The 26,448-nt window shown below is 49.4% G+C and carries 29 protein-coding genes and 1 riboswitch; of the genes, 27 read left to right on the forward strand and 2 right to left on the reverse strand.

Annotation, left to right across the window (positions count from 1 at the left end):
• Nucleotides 1-78 precede the first annotated feature (78 nt).
• The gene (locus QQK89_RS25885; protein ID WP_284241628.1) at nt 79-609 is read right to left on the reverse strand and encodes a transposase; all 531 of its coding nucleotides are present in this window, start codon (nt 607-609) and stop codon (nt 79-81) included.
• 175 nt (nt 610-784) lie between these two features.
• Here QQK89_RS25885 and QQK89_RS25890 point away from each other — a divergent pair, with 175 nt between their 5' ends.
• The 10 genes from QQK89_RS25890 (at nt 785) to rsmI (ending at nt 8,076) form a co-directional block, all read left to right on the forward strand.
• A complete protein-coding gene (locus tag QQK89_RS25890; protein WP_284241629.1) occupies nt 785-976 on the forward strand; it encodes a sigma factor G inhibitor Gin in 192 nt (63 codons plus the stop codon).
• A gap of 76 nt (nt 977-1,052) precedes the next feature.
• Nucleotides 1,053-2,534 (forward strand): aminotransferase class I/II-fold pyridoxal phosphate-dependent enzyme, encoded by a 1,482-nt coding sequence (locus tag QQK89_RS25895; protein WP_284241630.1) that lies wholly within the window; start codon nt 1,053-1,055, stop codon nt 2,532-2,534.
• Nucleotides 2,535-2,616: 82 nt separating this feature from the next.
• Nucleotides 2,617-3,270 (forward strand): dTMP kinase, encoded by a 654-nt coding sequence (gene tmk / locus QQK89_RS25900; protein WP_284241631.1) that lies wholly within the window; start codon nt 2,617-2,619, stop codon nt 3,268-3,270.
• A gap of 53 nt (nt 3,271-3,323) precedes the next feature.
• On the forward strand, nt 3,324-3,653 hold the full coding sequence (locus QQK89_RS25905) for a cyclic-di-AMP receptor (RefSeq protein ID WP_012772016.1): 330 nt from the start codon (nt 3,324-3,326) through the stop codon (nt 3,651-3,653).
• Between the two features lie 16 nt (nt 3,654-3,669).
• Nucleotides 3,670-4,113: a YaaR family protein gene (locus QQK89_RS25910; protein WP_284241633.1), complete on the forward strand. Its 444-nt coding sequence runs from the start codon at nt 3,670-3,672 to the stop codon at nt 4,111-4,113.
• 29 nt (nt 4,114-4,142) lie between these two features.
• Nucleotides 4,143-5,120, forward strand: coding sequence for a DNA polymerase III subunit delta' (gene holB / locus QQK89_RS25915; RefSeq protein WP_284241634.1), 978 nt, complete (start codon nt 4,143-4,145; stop codon nt 5,118-5,120).
• Between the two features lie 4 nt (nt 5,121-5,124).
• Nucleotides 5,125-5,934, forward strand: coding sequence for a PSP1 domain-containing protein (locus QQK89_RS25920; protein ID WP_284241635.1), 810 nt, complete (start codon nt 5,125-5,127; stop codon nt 5,932-5,934).
• Between the two features lie 32 nt (nt 5,935-5,966).
• Nucleotides 5,967-6,383, forward strand: coding sequence for an initiation-control protein YabA (locus QQK89_RS25925; protein ID WP_284241636.1), 417 nt, complete (start codon nt 5,967-5,969; stop codon nt 6,381-6,383).
• 117 nt (nt 6,384-6,500) lie between these two features.
• Nucleotides 6,501-7,151: a tRNA1(Val) (adenine(37)-N6)-methyltransferase gene (locus tag QQK89_RS25930; RefSeq protein ID WP_284241680.1), complete on the forward strand. Its 651-nt coding sequence runs from the start codon at nt 6,501-6,503 to the stop codon at nt 7,149-7,151.
• 37 nt (nt 7,152-7,188) lie between these two features.
• Nucleotides 7,189-8,076 carry a 16S rRNA (cytidine(1402)-2'-O)-methyltransferase gene (gene rsmI / locus QQK89_RS25935; protein ID WP_284241637.1) on the forward strand — a complete coding sequence of 296 codons (888 nt, stop codon included), beginning with the start codon at nt 7,189-7,191 and terminating at the stop codon, nt 8,074-8,076.
• A 125-nt stretch (nt 8,077-8,201) separates the two neighbouring features.
• Here the strand turns inward: rsmI and QQK89_RS25940 are convergent, their stop codons facing one another.
• On the reverse strand, nt 8,202-8,456 hold the full coding sequence (locus QQK89_RS25940; RefSeq protein WP_028609554.1) for an AbrB/MazE/SpoVT family DNA-binding domain-containing protein: 255 nt from the start codon (nt 8,454-8,456) through the stop codon (nt 8,202-8,204).
• A gap of 283 nt (nt 8,457-8,739) precedes the next feature.
• Between QQK89_RS25940 and QQK89_RS25945 the strand changes: the two genes are divergently transcribed.
• From QQK89_RS25945 to mfd, 17 genes are all read left to right on the forward strand, one after another.
• The gene (locus QQK89_RS25945; RefSeq protein ID WP_284241639.1) at nt 8,740-10,035 is read left to right on the forward strand and encodes an HD domain-containing protein; all 1,296 of its coding nucleotides are present in this window, start codon (nt 8,740-8,742) and stop codon (nt 10,033-10,035) included.
• A gap of 31 nt (nt 10,036-10,066) precedes the next feature.
• On the forward strand, nt 10,067-10,840 hold the full coding sequence (locus QQK89_RS25950; RefSeq protein WP_284241640.1) for a TatD family hydrolase: 774 nt from the start codon (nt 10,067-10,069) through the stop codon (nt 10,838-10,840).
• A gap of 183 nt (nt 10,841-11,023) precedes the next feature.
• A riboswitch (cyclic di-AMP (ydaO/yuaA leader) is annotated at nt 11,024-11,231 on the forward strand.
• 225 nt (nt 11,232-11,456) lie between these two features.
• On the forward strand, nt 11,457-12,590 hold the full coding sequence (locus QQK89_RS25955) for a 3D domain-containing protein (protein WP_284241641.1): 1,134 nt from the start codon (nt 11,457-11,459) through the stop codon (nt 12,588-12,590).
• A 150-nt stretch (nt 12,591-12,740) separates the two neighbouring features.
• On the forward strand, nt 12,741-13,286 hold the full coding sequence (rnmV, locus tag QQK89_RS25960) for a ribonuclease M5 (protein WP_284241642.1): 546 nt from the start codon (nt 12,741-12,743) through the stop codon (nt 13,284-13,286).
• Nucleotides 13,287-13,292: 6 nt separating this feature from the next.
• Nucleotides 13,293-14,186, forward strand: a complete 894-nt coding sequence (gene rsmA, locus QQK89_RS25965) for a 16S rRNA (adenine(1518)-N(6)/adenine(1519)-N(6))-dimethyltransferase RsmA (protein ID WP_284241643.1) — start codon at nt 13,293-13,295, stop codon at nt 14,184-14,186.
• Between the two features lie 865 nt (nt 14,187-15,051).
• Nucleotides 15,052-15,948 carry a sporulation peptidase YabG gene (gene yabG / locus QQK89_RS25970; protein ID WP_284241644.1) on the forward strand — a complete coding sequence of 299 codons (897 nt, stop codon included), beginning with the start codon at nt 15,052-15,054 and terminating at the stop codon, nt 15,946-15,948.
• 155 nt (nt 15,949-16,103) lie between these two features.
• Nucleotides 16,104-16,379 (forward strand): biofilm formation stimulator Veg, encoded by a 276-nt coding sequence (gene veg / locus QQK89_RS25975; RefSeq protein ID WP_284241645.1) that lies wholly within the window; start codon nt 16,104-16,106, stop codon nt 16,377-16,379.
• Between the two features lie 148 nt (nt 16,380-16,527).
• On the forward strand, nt 16,528-16,713 hold the full coding sequence (locus tag QQK89_RS25980; protein ID WP_284241647.1) for a small, acid-soluble spore protein, alpha/beta type: 186 nt from the start codon (nt 16,528-16,530) through the stop codon (nt 16,711-16,713).
• A gap of 114 nt (nt 16,714-16,827) precedes the next feature.
• Nucleotides 16,828-17,682: a 4-(cytidine 5'-diphospho)-2-C-methyl-D-erythritol kinase gene (ispE, locus tag QQK89_RS25985; RefSeq protein ID WP_284241648.1), complete on the forward strand. Its 855-nt coding sequence runs from the start codon at nt 16,828-16,830 to the stop codon at nt 17,680-17,682.
• Nucleotides 17,683-17,763: 81 nt separating this feature from the next.
• Nucleotides 17,764-18,597 carry a pur operon repressor gene (purR, locus tag QQK89_RS25990; protein WP_284241649.1) on the forward strand — a complete coding sequence of 278 codons (834 nt, stop codon included), beginning with the start codon at nt 17,764-17,766 and terminating at the stop codon, nt 18,595-18,597.
• A gap of 28 nt (nt 18,598-18,625) precedes the next feature.
• Complete coding sequence (locus tag QQK89_RS25995; RefSeq protein WP_284241651.1) at nt 18,626-19,021, forward strand: RidA family protein; 396 nt, start codon at nt 18,626-18,628, stop codon at nt 19,019-19,021.
• A gap of 129 nt (nt 19,022-19,150) precedes the next feature.
• Nucleotides 19,151-19,435: a septation regulator SpoVG gene (spoVG, locus tag QQK89_RS26000; RefSeq protein WP_012772036.1), complete on the forward strand. Its 285-nt coding sequence runs from the start codon at nt 19,151-19,153 to the stop codon at nt 19,433-19,435.
• Between the two features lie 222 nt (nt 19,436-19,657).
• Nucleotides 19,658-21,058 carry a bifunctional UDP-N-acetylglucosamine diphosphorylase/glucosamine-1-phosphate N-acetyltransferase GlmU gene (gene glmU / locus QQK89_RS26005; protein WP_284241654.1) on the forward strand — a complete coding sequence of 467 codons (1,401 nt, stop codon included), beginning with the start codon at nt 19,658-19,660 and terminating at the stop codon, nt 21,056-21,058.
• Nucleotides 21,059-21,118: 60 nt separating this feature from the next.
• Nucleotides 21,119-21,769 (forward strand): 50S ribosomal protein L25, encoded by a 651-nt coding sequence (locus QQK89_RS26010; RefSeq protein ID WP_284241656.1) that lies wholly within the window; start codon nt 21,119-21,121, stop codon nt 21,767-21,769.
• A 129-nt stretch (nt 21,770-21,898) separates the two neighbouring features.
• Nucleotides 21,899-22,459 (forward strand): aminoacyl-tRNA hydrolase, encoded by a 561-nt coding sequence (gene pth / locus QQK89_RS26015; protein ID WP_284241658.1) that lies wholly within the window; start codon nt 21,899-21,901, stop codon nt 22,457-22,459.
• A 62-nt stretch (nt 22,460-22,521) separates the two neighbouring features.
• Nucleotides 22,522-22,752 (forward strand): anti-sigma-F factor Fin family protein, encoded by a 231-nt coding sequence (locus QQK89_RS26020; RefSeq protein ID WP_284241660.1) that lies wholly within the window; start codon nt 22,522-22,524, stop codon nt 22,750-22,752.
• A gap of 78 nt (nt 22,753-22,830) precedes the next feature.
• Complete coding sequence (gene mfd / locus QQK89_RS26025; protein WP_284241681.1) at nt 22,831-26,397, forward strand: transcription-repair coupling factor; 3,567 nt, start codon at nt 22,831-22,833, stop codon at nt 26,395-26,397.
• Nucleotides 26,398-26,448 lie beyond the last annotated feature (51 nt).

Raw genomic sequence — 26,448 nt, forward strand, 5'->3', positions numbered from 1 at the left:
GGACCGCAGGGTCCTGGGAGAGTAGGACGTCGCCAAGCACTGAAGAGCCTGCCGCATTATGCGGCAGGCTTTTTTGTTTTATTGATGATAATAAGATGCTTCGTTTATTTGGAGGCGGAGTATGCCGTCTATGCGTTGCTTGCGGAAAGCAAGGGATAACAGCATGCGGGGGATGATGAGCCATAAATGCCAGCAGAGGATGCTAATGAAAAGTGAAGGATCAATCCAAGGATACAAGATGGAGATTGCGCATAAGCCGATCCAGAAGAGGTGTCGGTGTACCCGGCGGTATAACCCAAGGCGAATATCGTTTGCGGGTTTGAAACCAAACCAAGGAGGCGTTATCCCCCATATCCAGCGTCGGTCAACCGCATCCTCGACTCGAATAAAAGCAAGCAGGAGGATAATAAGATGGATCACTTGGATGATGGCAAAGCCGAAGAGCCAGCTGAAGAGGCCGTTCATGCCGAACATAAGTAGTTGAAAGGCCAGCAGTATAGCTGCAATTAGGATATGGCTGTATACTAGCTCCGGGCGAATTACTTTTCTCCGAATAAGCTTATATTGATAAATCGTTGCTGCCTGCTGCTCTAATAACGTTTGACGCATGATGAACATCCTTTCTTAATTACTCATGTAGTATATCGGCAAATTCGGATTCACCAATTAGGCGCATGCCGCATACGATATATAAATATTTGAAATGGGCTATGAAACAAGTATAAACCGATAGAATATATGCCATAATAATAGCTATATAGGTTGACAGAAAGGCGGGATAACCATGGTAGAAGATCGCGAGCTTCATTGCATTATTTGCGGGGAACACAAAGCGGAAGGAGAAGGAATCCGCATCGTGTCCGAGTTTATTTGCGAGACCTGTGAATCCGAGATGGTTCACACAGATGTGAAAGATGCGAAATATCCTTTCTTTATTCATCAGATGAAACAGATCTTTATCGAAAAAAACGCCTGAGCGGAATCTATAATAGGATGCCGCTCTTTTTTTTGTGCGGTACAATAGATGAAAAATAGATAGAAGGTAACTTCGTATGAATCGTTTGCAAGCCCCTTTATTTGATGCGTTAGTTAAGCATTATGAGTCAGGTCCGGTTGGGTTTCATGTGCCGGGACATGGCTATGGGCAAGTATATAATTTAGAGTCTTCCATAGAAAACAAATGGTTGTCTACCATTATGAAGCTGGATGTTACCGAACTGTCGACGACGGATGATCTGCATCATCCGGAGGCATCCATAGGTGAGGCCCAGAAACTTGCTGCCCAATGTTTCGGAGCGGAGGAGACTTTTTTTCTCGTAGGTGGGAGTACGTCAGGGAATCTTGCGATGATTCTTGCCGTATGCGAGCCAGGCGATCTGATTCTTGTACAGCGCAATGTTCATAAATCGGTTATAAACGGACTTAAGCTGGCAGGAGCTAAAGCCGTATTCCTTATGCCTCAGATTGACGAGGAGACAGGTCTATCTACTATTCCGTCTATCGAAGAGATTGAACAAGCGCTTAAGTTGTATCCGGAGGCTAAAGGCGTTATGCTGACCAATCCCAATTATTATGGGATGAGCACGAACCTATCCAGATATGCGGATCTTTTACACCAATATAATAAGCCGCTATTAATAGATGAAGCTCATGGTGCCCATTACGGCTTCCATCCTGCATTTCCGATGTCTGCTTTGCAGGCAGGTGCGGATGCGGTTGTACAATCCACTCATAAGACGTTGTCGGCGCTTACGATGGGCGCCATGCTTCATGTACAGGGCAATCGAATTTCGAGAGATTCTTTGAGGGAAGTGCTGTCGGCTGTTCAGAGCTCAAGCCCTTCTTTCCCGATCATGGCTTCTCTTGATGTTGCAAGAGTGATGGTGGACCGTTACCAATCCGATTGGTTTGAGCCTGGGGTGGCTTCCGCAGAAGCTTTTCGCAAGTGGTTGGCTCATGAGGATCGACTAATTAAGGTGCTTCAGTTAGATTCCAAATCAGCTGCATACGATCAATTGGATCCGCTACGAATCGTGCTCAGAGATAGTACGGGAACACTCACCGGATTCGAGCTGCAAAAAATGTTTGAAGAGTATGGTTGCTGGGCCGAAATGGCCGATCTTAGACATGTAGTTCTTGTATGGGGAAGCCGTACAGGAGAAAGTAATAGATTAAAGCTTCAGGATGCATGCGCTAGAATCGAAAGGTTTATTGAGACGAAACCTTTTAAGAATAAAGAGTTAAAAGTTTCGGCAGGCTTATTTTGGGGTAATGGAACGTCAAGCCGTCTAAAACCGGTAGAATGGAACCGGAAAAAGAGGGAGCATCATCGAATACCGCTTGATGAAGCGGAAGGATTAGAGGCAGCAGAGATGGTTATACCTTATCCCCCTGGCATCCCGGTTATTTATCCGGGTGAAACGTTGACGAAGGAGCTGATCAGCTACATTTCGACATTAACCGGGACGGGTGTCAAATTTCAGGGTGCAGTTGACAATTCAATGCAGACGATTGCCGTATATCCCGGTAATTAGTCAAAATTCATTGTACAAGGATAGTCGCTTTGTTAGAATAGTAATAATACACAAATATAGTTTGAGTAGGAGCCATACGAGGTTGAATAAGGGAATCTTTATAACTATAGAAGGCGGCGAAGGAGCCGGCAAAACAACACTGATTCAGCAGCTGTCGCATACGATGCAGCAGCGAGGCAAAACCGTTATGACGACTCGCGAGCCGGGCGGCATTCCGATTGCGGAGCAAATACGCTCCGTAATATTGGACCGCAGCCACACAAGTATGGATGCCAGAACGGAAGCGCTACTATACGCGGCAGCAAGGCGTCAGCATTTGGTGGAAAAAGTGATGCCGGCTTTAGCGGACGGTCAGGTCGTTATTTGTGACCGATTCGTTGATAGTAGCCTTGCCTATCAAGGCCATGCCAGAGGGCTTGGAATGGATGATGTCTGGTCAATCAACCGGTTTGCGATAGAGGGTGCGATGCCGCAGCTTACTATCTATATGGATATTGAACCGGAGATTGGCCTAGCTAGGATTCAGGCAGCGGGAACGCGCGAAGTGAACCGCCTGGATCTGGAGTCGCTTGCTTTTCACGAACGCGTGCGGGAAGGGTACCGGATGCTGCTTGAGCAGTTCCCGGAACGGATCGTGCAGGTAGATGCGGGGAAAGAGGCAAATGTCGTGCTGGAAGAAGTTATTTTGACGATTGACCGCAGATTTAGAGGGTTTTTCGCAGCCGATGTGCAATAAACAACATTAGAATGACTCGTGCCTGTTCTATTAACCTATTGGGAGGAATGAGGATGAAATTAGTCATTGCGATTGTACAAGATAAGGATAGCAACCGTTTGTCGAATGCTCTTGTAAAGGATGGATTCCGTGCAACCAAACTTGCAAGTACGGGGGGATTCCTTCGTGCCGGCAATACGACCTTTATGATCGGTATTGAAGATGAGCGCGTACATGAAGTATTGCAGGTCATCAGTTCGAACTGCAAGGTGAGAGATCAGCTTGTGACACCGGTATCTCCAATCGGAGGTTCAACCGATTCGTATATTCCTTTCCCTGTAGAAGTGCAAGTAGGGGGAGCAGCCGTATTTGTAGTTCCTGTTGAGCGATTCGAACATTTCTGATGGGACGTGTTAAGCGATGAAAATCGATCAAAGCTGGCGTCCGCTTGGACAGAACCGTACAGGCGGAGATACAGCTGCGAAACCTGCGCAGGTTAGAAGCTTCTCCGATGCGATGATCCAGCAAGATAATTTGCGGACCCAGGAACAGCTGCAGCAGAAGCTTACGGAGATTCATAACCAAGGCGAACGTTTGGCCAGAACCATGACGGTTCGCGAACTCAAGATGTACCGGCAAATGGTGAAGCGGTTCCTTGAGGATACGGTAAAACGCGGGATTGGGCTGAAGGAGCTGCGCGGTTTTGATCGAAGAGGACGGACGAAGCGATACAAGCTGCTGGATGAGATTGATTCGGCGCTTGTATCGATGGCAGAGGAACTGCTGGAGACGGAACAAGGCAGAATTGAACTGCTTGGCCGCCTCGGAGAAATTCGCGGGCTGCTTATGAATTTATTGTTTTAGACAAGGTTAAGAAAGGTTAGGAAGCAGCAATGAGCATGGAACAAATAGCCGGCCAATGGAAAGCGAAACGAATATTGAAGCATGCGCTGCAGAGCGGAAAGGTATCGCATGCTTATTTGTTCTACGGTCCTTCCGGAACCGGAAGAAAAGCTATGGCAAGAGCTTTCGCAAAAGCGCTGTTTTGTACGGCCGGCGGAGACGATGCTTGCGATCATTGCCTGGAGTGCCGTAAGTTCGATAACGGAAACCAGCCTGACCTGCTTACCATAACGCCGGACGGGCAATCGATTAAGATCGATCAAATCCGCGAACTTCAAAGGGAGCTTGCCTACCGGGGAAGCGGAACTTCACGTAAGATATATATTGTCGAACGTGCAGAAAAGATGACTCAACAGGCGGCAAACAGTCTGCTTAAATTTCTGGAAGAGCCGCTTTCTCCAATTGTTGCAATCCTGATTACGGATAATGGACAAGCCGTACTACCAACCATTCGATCCAGAGCGCAGTGGGTGCCGTTTCTTCCATTCTCCGCAAGCGAGATGCTGCAGACATTAGTGGATGAAGGATCATCGCCGCTTCTTGCGCGTGCGGCTGTGCAACTTAGTTCTGGACTGGATGGTGCTAGAGAGATTATCCAACAGAATCAGTTTGCAGAAATCAGAAACGTAGTGATACAATTAGGGAAGGAGAGTCTGACCCGATTCACCGCGGGGATGATCACCGCCCAGCAGCAATTTTTCAAAACGGACCTGGCTAGTGAGGCTCAACTCTTGTTGTCCCTATTGGTATTATGGTTCAAAGACATGATTCAATTTCAGGCCGGAAGGCAGGAAAGTATTGTTTATATAGATCAGTTGGATTGGATCAGCAAGCATGCGTTCAACCGCCCGACCGAGAGTTGGATCTCTTGCATCGAGCATACGCTGGAAGCGGGTAAGCGAATACGTGCTAACGTATCGCCGCAGCTTGCTATCGAGCAACTATTGGTAAACCTACAGGAGGGCTAAATCCTTGTATAACGTTGTCGGTGTCCGCTTTAAGAAAGCGGGCAAGATTTATTACTTTGATCCAGCCCTGCACCCCGTGGACAAGGACCAGCATGTTATTGTCGAAACGGCCAGGGGGATCGAATATGGTAAGGTCGTGGTTGGACAGAAAGAAGTCGGTGAAGCAGACGTCGTCCTTCCGCTCAAAAAGGTGATTCGAATTGCCAGCGATGTAGATGCGAAGGTCGTGGAGGAGAATCGTGCCGCCGCGAAAAACGCTTTTTCTACTTGTTTGGACAAGATAAGAGATCATCAGCTTAAGATGAAGTTGGTTGACGTGGAGTTCACGTTTGACCGCAACAAAATAATTTTCTACTTTACGGCTGAAGGAAGAGTTGATTTCCGGGAGCTTGTCAAAGATTTGGCCAGCGTATTCCGTACACGGATCGAGCTTAGGCAAATCGGTGTACGCGATGAAGCGAAGATGCTGGGAGGCATCGGGCCATGCGGGCGCGTATTATGCTGCTCGTCTTGGCTTGGAGATTTCGAACCCGTATCGATCAAAATGGCTAAGGATCAGAACTTATCGCTCAATCCTACGAAGATCTCGGGGTTATGCGGCCGTCTTATGTGCTGCTTGAAATATGAGCATGACAATTACGAAAGCGTGCGGGAGGAACTACCTGCCGTAGGTAAAATCGTCGTCACGTCTTATGGCGAAGGCAAAGTAACGGGCATCAACGCTTCCACGAAGTCTGTGTACGTGCAGTTGTTCGATGTGTCGGGTAAACCGAAGGAGCTGCCGCTCGACGATGTGGTTGTGAAGGAAAATTGAACGACTACGTTTGAAAGCTCTGGGGTGAAAGCTTGGAGAACAAAGAAATCTTTAATCAAATGGATGAATTAGAAAGCCGGATGGGCGATTTCCATGTTCATCTGGGCGTTCTGAAGCAGCGGGTCAAAGAACTGCTGGAAGAAAATCAGCAGCTCAGTATGGAAAACGAACAGCTGCGCAAAATATTGAAACGTGAGACGTCGCCGAAGCCAAAGTCTGCTGCCAATCGTAGCGAAGGACAAGCTGCTCAGCCTGCCCGACGCGAGGTTGCAGTGCATGCGGAGGAAGATACGGTTAACGATACATCACAGCAAGCCGGTCTCGTCGGTGAGGCGCATGATAACTTGGCTAGGCTGTATCACGAAGGATTCCACATTTGCAACGTCTATTACGGGCATTTGCGGACGGAAGGCGATTGCTTGTTCTGCTTATCCTTCCTAAATAAATAACAGAACATTGTATGCATACCGTCCTTGGCTGTCTGAGGACGGTATCTTTATGTTAGGGGAGTTAGATCTAAAGTGCAGGATGTACAACTGGAACCCAATGAACGAATCGATGATCTGATGACGGAGACGGGGCTTCGCATTATCCAAAGTCGGGAAGTGTTCAGCTTCTCTTTGGACGCGGTGCTGTTGTCCAAGTTTGCTACGATTCCAAAGCGCGGCCGAATTCTTGATCTATGTTCCGGCAACGGCGTTATTCCGATGCTGCTGACGACGAGAACTGACGCTAAAATAGATGCCGTAGAAATACAGCCAAGGCTGGCAGACATGGCAAGGCGCAGTGTAGAGATGAATGGGTTGTCCGATCAAATTTCGATTATTGAAGCGGATCTGAAAATATACATGAAAGAAGCGGGTAATGGTATTTATGACGCCGTTACGGTCAATCCTCCATACATGGCGGTAAAAGCCGGCGATTCAAATCCTAACGAGCATTACGCAATCGCTCGCCATGAGGTACATTGCACGCTGGATGATGTTGTCCATGCTTGTGCCGGATTAGTCCGTTCTGGCGGTAAAGTAGCAATGGTCCATCGGCCATCCCGATTTATCGATATCATAGAAGCGATGAGAAAATATCGTCTTGAACCCAAGCGAGTGCAGTTTATTCATCCCAACGCGCGTGGAGAAGCTAATATGGTGTTAATTGAAGCCATACGCGATGGCAAGCCGGAACTTCGGCTACTGCCTCCGTATTTCGTATATGAATAATAGACAGCTGCTTTTGTAGTGGAGAAGGAGCATGCAGATGGTACAAGTACAGAAAAGTTTCAAGGATCAGGTTGCCGGAGGTTATGGAACCCTTTATTTAGTCGCTACCCCAATCGGCAATCTGGAGGATATGACGTTCCGGGCGATTCGAACGTTAAAGGAGGTACAGCTTATTGCCGCGGAAGATACGAGGCAAACACGCAAGCTGCTTACCCATTTCGAAATCTCTACCCGACTGGTCAGCTATCATGAACATAATAAACAGGCGAGCGGAAGCGAGCTTATCCGTTTATTGACGGAAGGGCAATCTATTGCGCTTGTCAGCGACGCCGGATTACCGGCCGTTAGCGATCCTGGAGCGGATCTGGTTGCGGATGCCGTAGAACAAGGGATAACGGTTGTACCTATTCCAGGCGCTAATGCTGCATTATCGGCACTGATCATATCGGGTCTGCCGACTGAACAATTCATGTTCACCGGATTTCCACCGAGAGAGAAGAAATCTCTTGGCGAGTGGTTGAAGCGTCTGCAGTATCAGGAAGGGACTTTAATGATGTATGAGTCTCCTCACCGCCTCAAAAAAACACTGGATGCCATGTTGGAGCATTGGGGCGACCGCAAAATAGCAATGGTGAGAGAGTTGACGAAGCGCCATGAGGAAGCTGCGCGAGGAACGATATCGGAATGTCTTGCTTTTCTAGAAGAGCATCCGCCGCTTGGCGAGTATTGCCTTATTATTGAGGGAGCCGTTGCAGGTGCTGGAGATCACGCGCAAAGCGGAGAGAGCTGGTGGGCATCGCTTGAGCTTGAAGAGCATGTGGACCATTATGAGAAGGAAGGCAATGACCGTAAAGAAGCGATAAAAAAAGCGGCGCTTGACCGCGGTCTACCAAAACGCGAAGTCTATAACGCAGTGAACAGATAGTTTACTGCGTTATTTGCGCAAAAAAAAAAGACCTTCCTGGCCGGGTTCTAGCACAGGAAGGCATCAAGGAGTATAAAAAGGTTAGAATTAACAAGTTGGTGTATTTCTATTATAACCTATAAATCTTATTTTGTCACAGGAGTAGGCATCTCAGATAAACAAATATGGCAAACAATTTTGCCTTTGAAGTAAGAAACGTTCTCTGCATTGCCACAGAAGATACAAGCTGGCTCATATTTCTTAAGCATGATGCGCTCGCCGTCTACATAGATCTCCAGAGCATCCTTCTCGCCAATACCCAATGTACGGCGCAATTCGATAGGTATAACAACACGACCCAATTCGTCGACTTTACGAACAATACCAGTTGATTTCATCATGATTTTGTTTCTCCTCTCAGGAAATTACATTTCGTCACTATTCGACATAGTTTTTCTTTTTATGGCTACTATAATACCAACGTTTCCCATAATAGTCAACTGAGAAACTACTTAATAGAGCGCACTAGACCTCTAATTGTAGGAATTTGACTCTACAGCAAGGTCATATTAATCTTACTATAGAATACAACAGCTTCGACAATTTGGAAACTACAATACGACACTATTCGACATTCTATCATTGTTTTGTGTCGAAACCATGAACAAAGGAGTTGATTGGCGAATGAATCAGCAGCTGGCCGAAGAGAAAGTTTTTAAGGACCCCGTGCATAAATATATTTATGTCCAGGATCAAACGATATGGGATTTAATTAATACGAAGGAATTTCAAAGACTTCGGCGCATTCGCCAGCTTGGAACCTCTTATCTGACGTTTCATGGCGCAGAACACAGCCGGTTTTCCCATTCGCTTGGGGTATATGAGATAACAAGGAAGATCATCTCGCAGTTTGAACGCAATGAATATCCGGATTGGCCGAAGGAGGAAAGGCTATTGGCGCTTTGTGCGGCTTTATTGCACGATGTCGGCCATGGACCATTCTCCCATTCGCTGGAGCAGGTATTCGATACGCATCATGAAGAGTGGACTTGTGCGATTCTGCAGGAGGATACGGAAGTAAATCGGGTGTTGCGCCGCGTATCGGAGGAGTTCCCCGAGAAGGTGGCCTCGGTGATTAGGAAGACCTACCCGAATCCGATCGTCGTTAGCTTGATCTCCAGTCAGATGGACGCAGACCGAATGGACTATTTGCTTCGGGATGCCTATTTCACGGGGGTCCATTACGGCAACTTTGATCTGGAGCGGATTTTGCGCGTTCTTCGTCCTGTCCAGGGGAAGATCGTGGTGAAGGAAAGCGGGATGCATGCTATCGAGCATTATTTAATGTCCCGTTATCAAATGTATTGGCAAATTTATTTCCATCCGGTTACAAGGAGCTCGGAAATTATATTGCGGCAGATTACCCGCAGAGCTAAGGAACTATACGAGAACGGCTATACGTTCACCTGGCTGCCCGGGCCGATCAATAAGCTGCTGGACGGTACGATAACGGTAGCGGATTATTTGAAGCTGGATGAGGCTTATATGCAGACGATCTTCTCGTTCTGGACCGAAGAAGAGGACATGCTGCTTGCCGAACTGTGCGACCGCTTCCTCAATCGGCGGTTATACAAATACATTACGCTAGATGATCCGGGGGACTCTTTATTAGAAGAAGCTGCCCGCGAGTTTATTGCGATGGGGCTTAATCCGGACTATCATATGGAGATTGATTTTCCGTTCGACCAGCCATACGACATCTATCGACCTGATGCGAAAAAAGGCGGGAAAGAGGAGAAAGCGCCGATTCTGCTGCTGAATGACGATAACAACTTAAGCGAAATATCGGTGAAATCCGACATTGTCCGTTCGATCAGCGGGTTGCATCAAGGACAATATCATATTTATTATCCGATCGAGCCTCTCCTGGCTGCCGCTGACAAGTTGAGCCCTCCCGTAAGAGAGTTATTCAAAATATAAGTGTTTATATAGAAGGAGAATACAGCGTAACATGATATCTTTATTCGACACACATACCCATCTTGATGCTTCACAATTCGACAGCGACCGTACCGAAGTTATCGAAAGAGCGCGTGCGGCCGGCGTCGATCTGATGATCAATATCGGCTTTAACCGGGAGACGATTCCGACAACGATGGAGCTAGCGGAAAAATATGATTTTATCTATGCGGCAATTGGCTGGCATCCGGTAGACAGCGTATTTATGGAACCGGGGGACTTGGAGTGGATCGAGCAGCTTTGCTCCCATCCAAAGGTTGTTGCAATCGGGGAAATTGGGCTGGATTATCATTGGGATACTTCGCCGAAGGAAGTCCAGCATCGGGTCTTTCGGGAGCAGATCCGTCTTGCCCGGAAGCTTGGGAAACCGATTGTCATCCACAACCGCGATGCTCACGAGGATATCGTCCGTATCCTGAGAGAGGAAAAAGCTTCTGAAGTCGGAGGGGTTATGCACTGCTACTCGGGAAGCTGGGAAACAGCTAAATTATGTCTGGATATGAACTTTTATATTTCGTTTGGCGGACCGGTCACTTTTAAAAATGCAAGGGTGCCAAAAGAGGTGCTTGCAAAGGTTCCGCTGGATCGTTTGCTTATCGAAACGGACTCCCCATATTTGGCTCCCCACCCATTCAGAGGGAAGCGAAATGAGAGCTCTTATGTGTCGTTAGTAGCAGACACGGTTGCCGAAATAACAGGAAAATCTAAGGAGGAAATCGCTGTTATTACAAGCACAAACGGTAAAAAATGTTTTGGTATTGTTTAAAAATGGTCTAAAACCGCTGAAATAAAGACTATAGCGGCGATAAAACTCTTTTTACTTGTTGGAATCGCCCTATTTTGCCTTCAGAATGCTAAAATTTCGTTAAAATCGTCTTTTAACGGATCTTTACAATTGTGTGGTCAGGAAGGTATGATTTTTCTCAGAGCTTTACCTTTTGTATTGGATTTCCAGTTTACGCTTAATCTCCGGGGACCGGAGAACGGGGGAACCAACGTCAGCTGATGAATGAGTAAGACGTCTACGACATCAGCGGCGCATGAATTCTTCAGGGGTGAATTTTGCGGCGATTGCCATGAGCATTCGATCCGCGGATAGGGCAGCTCTCTCGCCCGAACCCGTCAGCTAACCTCGTAAGCGCGTATAGAGAGCGATCAACCTCGTGTATTTACCTTTTCCTGAAACGGTTAACTGCCCAGGAAGCCACGATCAGATCCTCTGTCGAAGGCTTCTTTTTATTTTCGGTCAAGCGGAAATAGCCTATGGCGGGGTAGATGCGGAGGTAAAAGATCGTATTGCTGACCAATATACTTAATAGTCGCGTCAATTGTATCATGCGTAACAGTTTGGCGGCGGGGCTATGTAAGGAGGACCGATAGAAGTGGGAATGATCCAAGCTAAGGAGACCCATGGGAAGCGATCATCCAGCATGACTTTCGCAATGCGATGGAAGCATGAAAATTTGCGTTTAATTGTTCTGAGTGCAATTATCTCAATCGCTATGACTTTCATGTTTTTGGTGTTGTTGTACGGAACGGCTGATAAAAGCGTATCCGTAGTAGTGAATGGACAAGAGACCGTTGTGAAGACAAAACAATGGGTCCTGCAACGCCTACTGGATGAACAAGCTATAACGGTAGGACCATATGACGAGGTTTCTCATCCTCTGAATGCGTCCATCAAAGACGGAGACCGCATTGAGATTAAGGTCGCGGTTCCGGTTACCGTAAGAGCGGATGGCAAAACATCGACGGTGTACACGACAGAGAAAACAGTACAGGCGGCGATCGGGAAATTAAATATTCCTGTTCGCGATCAAGATAGGGTTACCCCGTCTCTGAATGCGGCGGTTTCGAAAGCAATGACGGTTACCGTTACCCGCGTCGATACCAAAGTGTCGGAGACAGAACGGACTTTGCCGTTCTCGATCGTGAAGAAGCAAGATCCAACCCTTGAGAAAGGGAAGGAAAAGCTGGTGCAAACCGGCAAGAACGGCCTCGTCGTTGAGCGAGTAGAGAAGAAGTACGAGAATGGCGTTCTCGTCTCCTCGAAGCTGGTCGACAAGGTTGTTGAGAAGCATACGGTTAGTCAGGTTGTAGCCATTGGCTCGAAGAAAGACGTACATACGCTCTCCAGCACAAGTACGGTCTCGTATACGAAGAGCGGCGTGACTTTTAAACCTAAGAAGATTTTGAAAAATGTAACCTTAACCGCTTATTCGGCAGGTGTAGCCTCAACGGGCAAAGATGAAGATCATCCGGGATACGGCATTACGGCTTCCGGCGCTAGAGTGCAGGAAGGCCGCACGATTGCGGTCGATCCGGATGTTATCCCAATCGGCTGGTGGGTCTATATCGAAGGCATCGGTTTCCGCAGAGCGGAGGATACAGGCAGTGCGATCAATGGCAACAAGATTGACGTTTACTTTGACAGCACAAGTTATGCCAACAAGTTCGGACGGAAAAAAGGTTATACCGTGTATGTGCTTGGACCAACCAAGCCAAGCGCAAGCTAATGGCTTCATGCTATCGTAATTCATTAATAAATATGCCATTATAAGAAGAGGCAGCTGCCTCTTCTTTTTGCTTGCTTAAGGCTTAGCAGGCTGCATATACTTTGACGGTACGAGAAGCGAGAAAGTTGCTGGAGAAAGGGATGTCTTCTTGTGATTAAGGAAATTATTGTGGTGGAAGGCAAAGATGATACCGTCGCCGTGAAGCGGGCGGTTGAAGCCGATACCATTGAAACTAATGGTTCTGCGATTGGTGAGGATGTGCTGCGCCGAATCGAACTGGCGATGGAACGCAGAGGCGTTATTATATTTACGGATCCTGATCATGCGGGCGAGAGAATACGCAAAATTGTCGCACGGCGCGTGCCGGGCTGCAAACATGCTTTTCTGCCGCAGGAGAAGGCGATGTACAAAGGCGATATCGGAATTGAGAACGCAAGTCCGGAAGCGATTCGTCAGGCACTCTCCGAGCTACGGACGGAAGAGTCGGCCGGAGAAGGGGATATTACGTGGGAGGACCTGATGGAAGCGGGTCTTATTGTTCATGCGGATGCGGCGAATAGGCGTCTCGTGATGGGGAAGCTGCTTGGGATTGGATATGCGAACGGCAAGCAGTTTTTCAAACGGTGCACAAGCTTCCGTATTTCCCGCGAAGAGTTTGCTGAAGCTTTGCGCAAGATGGAACAGGGACAGGAGTGAGTAAGGATGAGCGGAAACGACATAAAGGCGATTGAAGTAGCAACGCCGAAACGGACGAAAGAAATTATCGCGAAGTATGGCTTCTCGTTTAAGAAGAGCTTGGGCCAGAATTTCCTGATTGATCAAAATATTTTGCACAAAATCGTAAATGCGGCAGGGCTGGACAAAACGAAAGGCGCTCTTGAGATTGGACCGGGCATTGGCGCGCTGACGCAGCATCTGGCTGCTGCAGCAGGTACGGTAACGGCTATAGAGATCGACAACCGCCTTATTCCGATTCTGGGCGATATTCTGGCGGGCGAAGAGCATGTAGAGGTTGTGCATGGCGACGTGCTGAAGCTGGATTTGAAAAAGCTGTTCGAAGAGCGCTTCGAAGGCGTGACCGGCGTGAGCGTCGTGGCGAATCTGCCGTATTACGTGACGACTCCGATTCTGATGAAGCTGCTCGAGGAGCGGTTGCCGCTCGAGAACATCGTCGTGATGATTCAGAAGGAAGTAGCGGAACGGATGGCGGCAAAGCCGGGCGGCAAGGAGTACGGCAGCTTAAGCGTAGCGGTGCAGTATTACTGCGAGCCGCAGCTTGTCTGCATCGTGCCGCATACGGTGTTTATTCCGCAGCCGAATGTGGACTCGGCTGTCATTAAGCTGGCGGTGCGCGAGAAACCGCCGGTAGAGGTCGAGGACGAGGCGCATTTCTTCCGCATCGTCCAGGCAAGCTTCGCCCAGCGCCGCAAGACGCTGGCGAACAATTTGACGGCGTTCGTGGGCAAAGAACGCCGCGAGGAAATGACGCAGCTGCTGATCAGCTGCGAGATTGATCCTGTTCGTCGAGGGGAGACTTTGTCCCTCGACGAATTCGCCCGCATCAGCCGCGCCTTCTTGGCGGCGGGCTGGCGGTAGTTTGGTCGGCGGCGAGCGTTTATCGCCGCCGATTTTTTTTGATGGCTGCAGCAGGCGATTAGCCTGCAACAGCGCTCACTCGTCTCCCCGCACACCAAACCAGCCCACGCAGCAGGCAAAAAGCCTGCAACAGCGCTCACCCGTCTCCCCGCGCACCAAACCAGCCCATGCAGCAGGCAAAAAGCCTGCAACAGCGCTCACGCGCCACCCCGTGCGCCCATCCAGCTCTTGCAGCAGGCAAAGAGCCTGCAAGACCGCTCGCTCGCCGCCCCACGCGCCCATCTAGCTGTTGCAGCAGGCAAAAAGCCTGCAACAAGCTTTATCCGCAGCAACAGCTGAACGCCAACCTACTAACTAGCTAGCTAGCTCATTTAACTTTAGTCTAGTGAGATGCCTCACTTAGACGAAGTTGTTATTGATTACCCGGGCAATATGTAATTTCGCTAATATGCTTTGATGAGAGTAGCACCCTGCTTGGTGCTGAGCCGTCCTTCTACGTGGGCGCGCCTCAAGCGCGCCAATAAATTGAACAGGCTAACAGAGTAGCCGGTGCTACTTAAACGCCACGCAAGGCGAAGCAGCGTGGTTACTAACGGCCTCCCCAAAGGAATGTGGGGAGGAATGGTAGACGTAGGCTACCCGCAAGAGGGTAAGGGGTAACTCCCATAAGGAGCGGAGCGTCCGCCTTTGCCTGTACATTGCCTACAATGAGGCATAGTTCAAGCAATGTACAGGCAACAGTGGCCGTTGGGAGTTACCCCGTCCCTCAATGCGGCAGCCGAAGCATACGGTTTTAACAGCATACAATTTTCTCCGCACATTCCGCCCTCTCCACCCATACGATAGACGAAGAGGTGATTTACCCATGAAGCAAGGGGACCTGGTCGTCCGCAATTCCTATGGCGGTGACGTGCTGTTCCGAGTTGAAGAGATGCGATCCGAACAAGCATTATTGAAAGGCACGGATTACCGATTGCTTGCGGATGCGCCAATTCCCGACTTGTCGGTTGTTCGCGATCCGGAATCGACAAGCGCGCGACAGCAAGTGAAGATTAAAGTAAATGACTCGCTAAAACGGATGCGGCAGGAGAAGGCGCATCTTACCGTATTATCAAGCTATGATCGGACTACTTTGCAACAGCAAAGCGGCCAGTCTTATTTTGAATTGCCGGGCAAAGTGCTTCATCTTGACGGAGACGGGAATTACTTACGGAAAAGCATGCAGTTGTACCAGACCATGAAGGTACCTGCACATGGCGTGCATGCTCACGAATCGCAAATGGCGCAGCTACTGTACCGCTTGCTGCCGCAAGTTAAACCGGATATCGTCGTGATCACCGGTCATGACGGTGTCCTCAAGAACCGTGAGGGCGAAGATTTGTACAGCCTGAGCAGTTACAAAAATTCGCAGCATTTCGTGAACGCGGTACGCGTCGCCCGCCAATACGAGAAAAACATGGATGGTCTTGTTGTGGTTGCAGGCGCATGCCAATCGCATTTTGAAGCGTTGCTGCAGTCGGGCTCCAACTTTGCCAGCTCGCCGGGGAGAATATTGATCCATGCGCTGGACCCTGTTTATATTGCAATCAAGGCAAGTTATACCTCGGTTCGCGAATCGATCAACCTCTCGGATGTCATCCACGGCACCATCAGCGGGATTGACGGCGTAGGGGGCATTGAGACGATGGGAAGGCACCGGATGGGCTTGCCAAAGCCGAAAAAGGTGACCAAATCCACCGAAAGCTTGAAAATAACGTCTTAATATGCACAACTTTTAGCCGAATATGCATCAAATTCGAAAAAATGGGTGAAAACACCGTTGACAAGAAAATAAGAACGCTGATATAATATTTTGCTTCATTTGACAACCCTCCTCTTTCTGGTTATAATGGACAAGGAAAGAGGTGGTAGTGGACAATGGCAAAAAACGCGCTATTGGAAATTAAACGCAATTTGGAAGCCCATGTAGGCTCCAAAATCCGTCTTCGAGCTAACGGTGGCCGGCGAAAGACCATCGAACGTACCGGTACGTTGGAAGAAATCTACCCTTCTGTTTTCATTGTCAAACTGGACCAGGAGTCGCATGCGTTTAAGCGCGTATCCTACAGTTATGCGGATATACTGACAGAGTCGGTGGAAGTGACCGTGTGCAATGATGAAGGTCAAGTCCGAATTACCCATGTTCAACAATAGATGCAAGTAGCAAGTTTGAACGCGAACCGTACAGGATTCGCGTTTTTTTTCGTCCTTTTTCCAGCTGGTAATCTGCATAAGGGAAGTCCAATATGGCGCATACTATACCGCAATCACAATCATTTCTAAGAACGGGAGGTGCGAGGATATGAGTCGCAGAAGAAGTGTAATGTCCGAGCAGCTGAAATATGAGTTGGCCAAGGATCTTGGCTTCATCAACAAGGTAGAAGAGGGCGGCTGGGGCAGCATCAGCACGAAGGATGCCGGCAATATGGTTAAGCGGGCCATCCAGCTTGCAGAGCAAGCCGCAGCGAAGTCGCACGGACAGCAATAACCGTCATTTTAAAGCTAAGAGAGCGGGCATTTAAAGCCGCTATTCACCTCTTAGCTTTTCTTGTGCCCGTTTGTTATAATGTTGCTTAGCTAACAACGAACGGGAGAGCTTGCCATGAAAATTTACGAAAAAGCTCCGGCAAAAATCAATCTGCTGCTCGATGTCCTGCGGAAGCGGGAAGACGGATTCCATGAAGTCGAGATGATCATGACGATGGTCGATCTGGCTGACCGTCTGGAGCTGGAGGAGCTGCCGAGGGATACCATCATTATATCGAGCCAGGCCGGATACATACCGCTGGATGAGAAGAACCTTGCCTTCCAGGCAGCGCGTCTGATCAAGGAGCGCTACGATGTCCGCAAGGGCGTATATATTCACTTGGATAAAAAGATACCGGTTGCCGCAGGACTCGCCGGCGGCAGCAGTGACGCTGCCGCTGCGTTGCGCGGATTGAACCGCCTCTGGCAGCTCAACATTTCGGAGGACGAGCTGTGCCGTCTTGGCGCGGAGCTTGGCTCCGACGTGCCTTTTTGCGTTACTGGCGGTACAGCCATTGCAACGGGGCGCGGAGAGAAGCTGGAGCGGATCAGCAACCCGCCGCAATGCTGGGTCGTATTGGCCAAGCCTCCGATCAACGTATCGACAGCCGATGTATACGGCAAACTGCGCGCCAATGAGCTGAAGAAGCATCCTTCCACGGCAGAGATGGTATCGGCGATTGAGCGCGGATCATTCTCGGATATTTGCGCCGGACTTGGCAATGTACTCGAGAATGTGACCTTGGATTTATATCCGGAAGTGCTGCAGCTGAAAGAAAGCATGCAAAAGTTAGGCGCTGACGGCGTCCTGATGTCGGGCAGCGGACCAACTGTTTTTGGTCTTGTCTCGAAGGAAGCCAAGCTTCCACGTATCTATAATGGGCTTCGAGGATTCTGTAAAGAAGTCTACGTGGTAAGAATGCTGACATAATGCTGACGTTTTTCTTGATTAAATCCGTATAAAAATGTTATATTGACTTTATAATATTCGGATTTAGTGGGGGGAATGGCTTTGAAAAAATTAAAGCGAAGCGCAAGACTGGTAGAGATGACGCAATATTTGCTGAGTCGTCCCCACACGTTAATTTCGCTCACAGCATTTGCTGACCGCTATCAGTCTGCGAAGTCTTCCATTAGTGAAGATTTGGCCATTATAAAAGAAGTCTTCGAAGAAGAAGGTTTCGGTGAATTAAACACGCTTGCCGGTGCTGCAGGAGGCGTTAAATACACGCCCAAAATGCATACCGCTACAGCTCTATCGATCATGGACAACATTTGCCGCCAGCTGGAACAGCCTGAAAGGGTACTTCCGGGCGGTTATTTGTATATGACCGATATGCTGGGGCAACCGGAGCTGCTCGCCGATATTGGCCGAATGTTCGCAACAGCATTTGCGGAACGAAATATTGACGTGATTATGACGGTTGAGACAAAAGGGATTCCGCTTGCTTACGCAACGGCTGCCTGCCTCAATATACCGGTCGTTATCGTTAGACGCGATAATAAAGTAACGGAAGGTTCGGCGGTAAGCATCAACTACGTTTCCGGCTCCAACAAACGGATTCAGACGATGTCGCTGGCTAGACGCGCCCTGAAGGAGCAATCCCGCGTTCTTATTATTGATGATTTCATGAAGGCCGGGGGAACGATTCAAGGGATGATGGATTTGCTGTACGAATTCAAGGCAACCGTAGCAGGTGTCGGGGTATTCGTGGAGTCCGGCGAAGTAGAACACGAGGAGCGCCTGCTCGAGGATTATGTATCTCTGGCGACTTTGACGGCCGTAGATTTGAAGACCAAGCAGACAAAAGTTATTCCGGGCAACTATTTCAACAAACAGAAATAATCAGAACTTGAAAGGTTGGGAATTTAAGATGACAAGCAAAAAGCTGCAAGTAATTGCTACAGATAAGGCGCCGGCTGCAATCGGGCCCTATTCGCAGGCGATTAAATTCGGGGATCTGCTGTTCACATCGGGTCAAATTCCACTGGATGCATCCGGTCAATTGGTAGAGGGCGGAATTGAGGAGCAAACGCACCAGGTTTTCCGTAATTTACAGGCTGTGTTAGAAGAAGCCGGAATAACATTAAATAATGTTATAAAAGCAACAGTATTTATGAAAGACATGAATCAGTTTGCAACCGTAAACGGCATCTATTCCTCCTACTTCGGCGATCATAATCCGGCACGCTCAGCCGTTGAAGTAGCGCGGCTTCCGAAGGATGTGCTTGTCGAAATCGAGCTCATTGCATCGACTGTTGTCGAATAGTAACGAAAAATAATTAATCATAAAAAATTATTTTAAATATCGCATTTTTTTCCAAAAAAATAGAAGGATTTTGCACAAAAGTGTGGAAGTATACACCAAGTCTCAGATAGGCAAAGGTGGTGAACACAAGTGCAAATTACTGATGTCAGACTCCGCCGTGTAAATTCGGAAGGGCGTATGAAAGCTATTGCTTCTATCACAATTGACAATGAATTCGTTGTTCACGATATTCGCGTCATCGATGGTAACAATGGCATGTTTGTGGCTATGCCAAGCAAACGTACCCCAGATGGAGAATTCCGGGATATCGCTCACCCAATTTCTTCGACGACCCGGGAGAAAATCCAAGCTGCTGTACTCGCTGAATACGAGCGTGCGGCAGTGGAAGAAGTGGCAATTGAAGAAGGAGCTTAAGCCTATCCTTTAAGAAACGGACTTGCGTCCCTTGCATGGGATGGCTCCGCCGTTCCAGCAGGGATAAACAGGAAAGAGGGCCGAGAGGCTCTCTTTTCTTTTTGCGTATAATGGGATATATTCTTTTAAACGGCGGTTGACGCCCATTAGAGGGCGGTTCCCCAGCTTATAAAGGTTCGCATATAAATATCTATCAATCATTCGGTGTAGGAGGAATTACCTTTGAAAGTGATGGCGATTGTACTGGCTGCCGGACAAGGCAAGCGTATGAAATCGAAATTATATAAAGTTCTTCATCAAGTAAGCGGGAAGCCGATGGTCGAGCATGTGCTCGAAACGGTGAATGAAGCAAAAAGCGAGCGGACGGTCGTTATTGTAGGCCATGGCGCGGAAATGGTAAAAGGCTACCTGGGCGACCGTGCGGAATATGTGCTGCAGGAGCAGCAGCTTGGAACAGGCCATGCGGTCCGTCAAGCGGAAGCGCTTCTGGGATCGGAAGAAGGCACAACGATCGTGATTTGCGGCGACACGCCGCTTGTGCAGGCGGAGACAATTGAAGCGATGCTGTCGCTCCATGCGTCGAGCGGAGCTGCGGCAACGGTGCTGACGGCATCTTTTGATAATCCAACCGGTTACGGCCGCGTCATTCGCGGTGCTGACGGCGCGGTAGAGCGGATTGTCGAGCAGAAGGATTGTTCCCCTGAGGAAGCAGCAGTGAAGGAAATCAACACGGGTACGTATTGCTTCGACAATAAGAAGCTGTTCTCTGCTCTAGCGGAAGTGAAAAGCGACAACGCGCAAGGCGAATACTATTTGACTGACGTTGTTAGTATTTTCCGCAAAGCGGGAGATTCGGTACAGGCTTATTGCACGGCAGACGTGGCTGAAGCGATTGGCGTAAATGACCGGGTAGCACTGGCGGAAGCAGAACGCTTCATGCGCGAGCGCATCAACAGAAAGCATTTGATCGAAGGGGTAACGATTATCGACCCGGCAAATACGTATATTGAATCAGATGTACGCATTGGGGCGGACACCATTATATATCCAGGCACTGTCCTGCGCGGCAAAACGGTGATCGGCGAGGATTGCGTCATTGGACCGCAAGCGGATATTACGGATTCCGAGATTCAGAACGGCGCAGCGGTTAAGTATTCGACGGTTGCCGATTCGATCGTTGGCAAAGACAGTACGGTAGGCCCATACGCGAACTTGCGTCCAGGTTCGAAGCTTGGCGAAGGCTGCAAGATCGGCGATTTTGTCGAGCTCAAGAACGCTACGCTTGGCGACGGCAGCAAAGTGTCGCATTTGAGCTATGTTGGCGACGCGATTGTCGGTAAAGACGTGAATATTGGCTGCGGGGCGATTACGGTCAATTATGACGGCTTCAACAAGGCGATTACGGAAATTGGCGACAACGCGTTTGTCGGCAGCAACGTAAACCTGATTGCGCCGGTGAAGCTTGGCAATGGTGCTTATGTCGTAGCGGGTTCGACGATTACGCATGACGTTCCTGCCGGTGATCTGGCGATTGCGCGTGAGCGTCAGGAGAATAAAGCTGGCTACGCGGATAAGATTCGTGCGCGAGCGAAAGCGAAGAAAGAAAGAAGCAAGAAAGAATAGGTTTTCCAGCAGTTGGGCAAAGTGATATGGAAATTGACTTTTTAGGAGGTTCCTATCCCGATGTCCATAGCAATGACGGCAGAACAAAGAACAACCCAGATGAAAAGCGAGCTTCGCGGCTTAAGAGCTAGCGGCAAAGTGCCAGGTGTTGTATACGGCAAGCAGCTTGCTTCCTCGACTTCGGTTGCTATTCCGGAGAAGGAGCTGATCGCGCTATTGCGGTCCCACCCGAATGCGGTTATTGACCTGGAAATTCCGGGGTCAGGCAAACAATCGGTTATGATTGCGGAAGTCCAACGCGAGAAGCTGTCGCATAAACTGCTTCATGTTGACTTCCATCAGATCAATATGAACGAGGAAGTGACCGCTCATGTCCGCGTGGACCTGGTAGGCGACTCGCAAGGCGAGCGAGAAGGCGGCATTGTGCAGGCGTTGCTGCATGAACTGGAAGTTCGCTGTTTGCCGGCAGCTATTCCGGATTCCATTCCGGTTGACGTAACCGGCCTTCTGATGGGCAGCAGCTATCTCGTTGGAGATGTTGAAGCTCCGGCTGGAGTAACGATCGTTACCGATCCGTCAGCCGTCCTTGTCACCGTGCTCGTGCCTCAGAAGGATCTGACGGCCGAAGAAGCGGAAGCGCAGGAGGTAGAAGCGAAGGAAGCGGTATCGCGCTCGACGGAAGCTCAAATGCATGAGGTCGAACACGCATAAGAAAGCAGAAGCTAAACGGTATCTGACCTTGAAGGGGAAGATACCGTTTATTCCTTTCGTGCAGGGAATATTGTCCATCATGTAGAATGAATATAGTCGTATGTATATGAGATTGGAGAGCAGGATAGCATGAAGTGGATTGTAGGGCTGGGGAATCCCGGCACAACTTATCAAAGCACGCGTCATAATGTGGGCTTTATGGTCATAGACGAGTTGGCGCGGCGCTGGAATATTTCAGTGACACAAAACAAATGCAAGGCGCTGGTCGGCGAAGGCAATGTGCAGGGAACAAAGGTTGTGCTGATTAAACCGATGACGTATATGAATCTTTCCGGCGAGTCGGTGCGGTCGTTCCTCGATTATTTCAAAGCGGATTTGGAAGACGGACTTATTGTTTACGATGATATGGATACGGAGGTCGGCAAAATCCGGCTTCGTTATCAAGGTAGTGCCGGCGGCCATAACGGAATCAAATCGCTCATTCAGCATTTGGGAACGCAGACGTTCAACCGGGTTAGAATGGGGATTTCGCGTCCGCAGCCGGGCCGCAATATTGCCGACTATGTCTTGGATAATTTCCCGAAAATCGAGCAGGAAGCGCTCAAAAGCATGATTGAGCAAACCTGTGACGCCGTGGAATATTCTTTGAAGAACAATTTCGAGAATACGATGGCTAAGTTTAACAAGTAACCGCCTAAGCTCGAGCAAAACGGGCATACTGAAGGGTATAACCATTCTTCAGGAGGCATATGATGGCTGTGAACTACATTTGCCGGCACTGCCGGACGCCAATGGGGACAATTGACGAGAAGGAAATCTCGGAGACGAGACTCGGCTTCGATTTCTTGACCCCCGAAGAGCGCAGCGATATAATATCGTATAACTTGAACGGCGACATAACGGTGAAAGTCGTCTGCGACTATTGCCGCGAGGCGCTTGATGCGAATCCGGAACTTGTTCTAGTCGTTAATCCGTTGCAATGATTCAAGTTTACAACTATAGCGCTTTAAAGCCTTAGCATCCGGCTGAGGCTTCTTTTCGATGATACCAATTGTAATTTGATGTCTTTGCTTGTGTATAGAAACGGGGTGCCTTCAAGATTGAAAGCGTTAGTACAGGCTTTTGCCGCCGATCCGGACGTACAGTCGATTATTGCTGGAGTCCGCAAAGGAATGCGCGAACAGATGATATCGGGACTTGCAGGCTCATCGAGGCAAGTACTCGTTGCGGCTGTGAAGGATGAGATTGACCGTCCGCTGCTTGTCGTTACGCATAATATGTATGCTGCACAAAAGATTGCAGAGGATTTGCAGGAATGCTGCTCTGCCAATGATGTTTTGTTATATCCCGCGAATGAGCTGGTAGCTGCCGAAGCGGCGATCTCAAGTCCTGAGACGCTGGCGCAGCGAATGGATGTGCTGATCAGGCTGTCCGAAGGCTTCCGCGGGATTGTTGTCGTTCCGTTCTCGGGCATTCGCCGCTATCAACCGATTAAAGGTGTCATGTCCGACGCTAAAATTAACGTCAAAGTGGGAGACACCATTGAATTGGACGCGTTCCTCCGTCAAATGACGGGGCTTGGCTATGTTCGCGCGGACCGCGTGGAATCCAAAGGCGAGATGAGCGTACGGGGCGGTATTGTCGACTTCTATCCGCTTACCGCGGAGCTGGCCTACCGAATTGAATGGTTCGGCGATGAAGTAGATTCTATTCGTACCTTTGATCCTTCCGACCAGAGGTCCCTTGATAACCTGCAGGAATTCACCGTACCGCCTTGCCAAGAAATTGTCGCGGATGCGCGCCGGTTCCACGCCGCAGCGGAACATGCGGCATCGCTGCTATCCGAGCAGCTCGACAAGATGACGGACCGTACTGCTAAAGATCGTCTTCGCCAGGAAATTGGCGGCGAGATCGAGAAGCTGCGGGAGCAAGTCTATTTTGCGGAAATCTATAAATATATATCTTTGCTGTATCCTGAAAGACAAACGATCCTAGACTATATGCCGGAAGATACGGTCCTTATTCTAGATGAACCGACGCGATTAATTGAGACGGCGCGCCAATTGGAGCGGGATGAAGCGGAATGGTCCACGCATTTGTTGTCTAACGGCAAATCGCTGCCAACCTTTACGCTTGCCAGGGATTCGGATGAGATTTTGCATCACCGCAAATTCCAAACGTTGTTTATGTCGCTGTTCCTGCGCCAGGTTCCTCATTCGCAACCGCAAAATATTCTTAATATGACCAGCCGCGCGATGCAAAACTTCCACGGGCAAATGAACGTGCTCAAGGCGGAGATGGAGCGTTGGAAAAAAACCGGCGCCAAAGTCATGATGCTCGGCGGCAACGCGGAACGGTTAGACCGGATCCGCCGGGTGCTGCAGGATTATCATATCGAACCACCGATTCTGATTGAGGGCAACCTGCAATCCGGCTTTGAGCTGCCTTCTTCCCATCTTGTTATTATTACGGAAGGCGAGATGTTCTCGCAGAAGCAGCGCAAAGCGCGCCGGATGGATAAGAAGATCGATAATGCCGAGCGAATCAAGAGTTATACGGAGCTGAAGGTCGGCGATTATGTCGTGCACCAGAACCACGGTATCGGCAAATATGTCGGCATCGGTACCCTTGAGATCGGCGGCATTCATAAAGATTATCTGCATATTCTGTATGCGGGCGGCGACAAGTTGTCCGTACCGGTAGAGCAGGTCGACATGATTCAGAAGTACGTCGGCAACGAAGAGAAAGAACCGAAGATTAATAAGCTGGGCGGCAGTGAATGGGTACGGGCGAAAAATAAAGTAAAAGCTTCGGTACAGGATATTGCCGATGACCTGATCAAGCTGTATGCGCAGCGTCAAGCCGCGCCGGGATTTGCTTTTGGCCAGGATACGGCCTATCAGAACGAATTCGAAGCGATGTTCCCGTACGATGAGACACGCGACCAATTACGGGCAATCGAAGAGATCAAGAAGGACATGCAAAAGTCGCAGCCGATGGACCGACTCCTATGCGGCGACGTAGGTTACGGCAAGACCGAAGTTGCGGTGCGTGCCGCTTTCAAGGCGGCCATTGAAGGCAAACAGGTTGCCATACTGGTGCCAACTACGATTCTGGCGCAGCAGCATTACGAGACGTTCCGCGAACGGTTCTCGGGTTACCCGTTTAACATTCAGGTACTTAGCCGGTTCCGTTCCCGCAAGGAGCAGAACGATACGATGAAAGGGATCAAGGCAGGGACGGTTGACGTGGTGATTGGCACGCACCGTCTGCTCTCTCAGGATGTGATCTTCAAAGATCTCGGACTGCTGATCGTCGATGAGGAGCAGCGGTTTGGCGTATCGCATAAGGAGAAGCTCAAGAAGCTTAAGACGAACGTCGACGTACTGACTTTGACGGCAACGCCTATACCGCGGACGCTGCATATGTCCATGCTGGGCGTAAGGGATCTGTCGGTTATCGAAACGCCGCCGGAAAACCGGTTCCCGGTACAGACTTACGTCGTGGAATACAACACCTCTCTAGTGCGTGAAGCCATCGAGCGGGAGCTCGCGCGCGGCGGTCAAGTCTATTACTTGTACAACCGCGTACAAGGGATCTATCAGATGGCCGAACAGATTAACGCGCTTGTGCCGGATGCGAAGGTTGCCGTTGGCCATGGCCAAATGTCGGAGCAAGAGCTTGAGAAGACGATCCTGGACTTCCTAGACGGCGAATCGGATGTGCTTGTCAGCACCAGTATTATTGAGACCGGCGTTGATATTCCGAACGTCAATACGCTCATCGTGCATGATGCGGACAAAATGGGCCTCTCCCAGCTTTATCAGCTGCGGGGAAGGGTTGGCCGTTCCAACCGGATTGCCTACGCCTACTTCACCTACCAACGGGACAAGGTGCTCACGGAGGTGGCGGAGAAACGTCTGCAGTCGATCAAGGAATTTACGGAGCTCGGATCCGGCTTCAAGATCGCGATGCGCGACCTTTCCATCCGCGGAGCGGGCAACTTGCTCGGGGCTGAGCAGCACGGCTTTATTGCGTCGGTCGGCTTTGATCTGTATTCGCAGATGCTCGCCGACGAGATTGCGAAGCGGAAAGCGGAGATGGACGGCGTGGAAGTGAAGGAAGAGCGCCGCGTCACGACGCTGATCGATGTAAGCATAGATGCGTATCTGCCGTCGGATTATATTTATGACAGCATCCAGAAGATCGAGATCTACAAGAAAGTGGCGACGGTTACGTCAATTGACGAGTCGGAGGATCTTGCGGAAGAGTTGATCGACCGGTTCGGCAATTTGCCGCAGGCCGTTGATAACCTGCTTTCGGTTGCCCGGCTTAAGGTTTACGGCACGCAATACGGCATCGAGCAGATCAGCCAGAAGGGCGACGATCTAATCGTCCGCTTCAGCGAGCGCGAGAAGAAACGGATTGACCGCAAGCTGGTGGATCAGCTGTGCGCGCAGTTTGAGAACCGGTTCCGGCAAGGCGCCCTGCAAGACGAGTATCCAACGCTGTTACTGCGCGGCAAGGGGCTTGAAATGGATCAGAAAGTACAGCTGTTGGAAAGTTTCCTGAAGAAATTCAAGGATGCGAGAAAAGGCGAAGAAGCGCTGCAGGATGCCACCCCTTGATATTTTATGGCGAAAAGCTGTCGTTTTCTGATACAATACAATAAACTTCTC

The sequence above is a fragment of the Paenibacillus glycanilyticus genome, assembly GCF_030161375.1.
Classification (GTDB): domain Bacteria; phylum Bacillota; class Bacilli; order Paenibacillales; family Paenibacillaceae; genus Pristimantibacillus; species Pristimantibacillus glycanilyticus_B.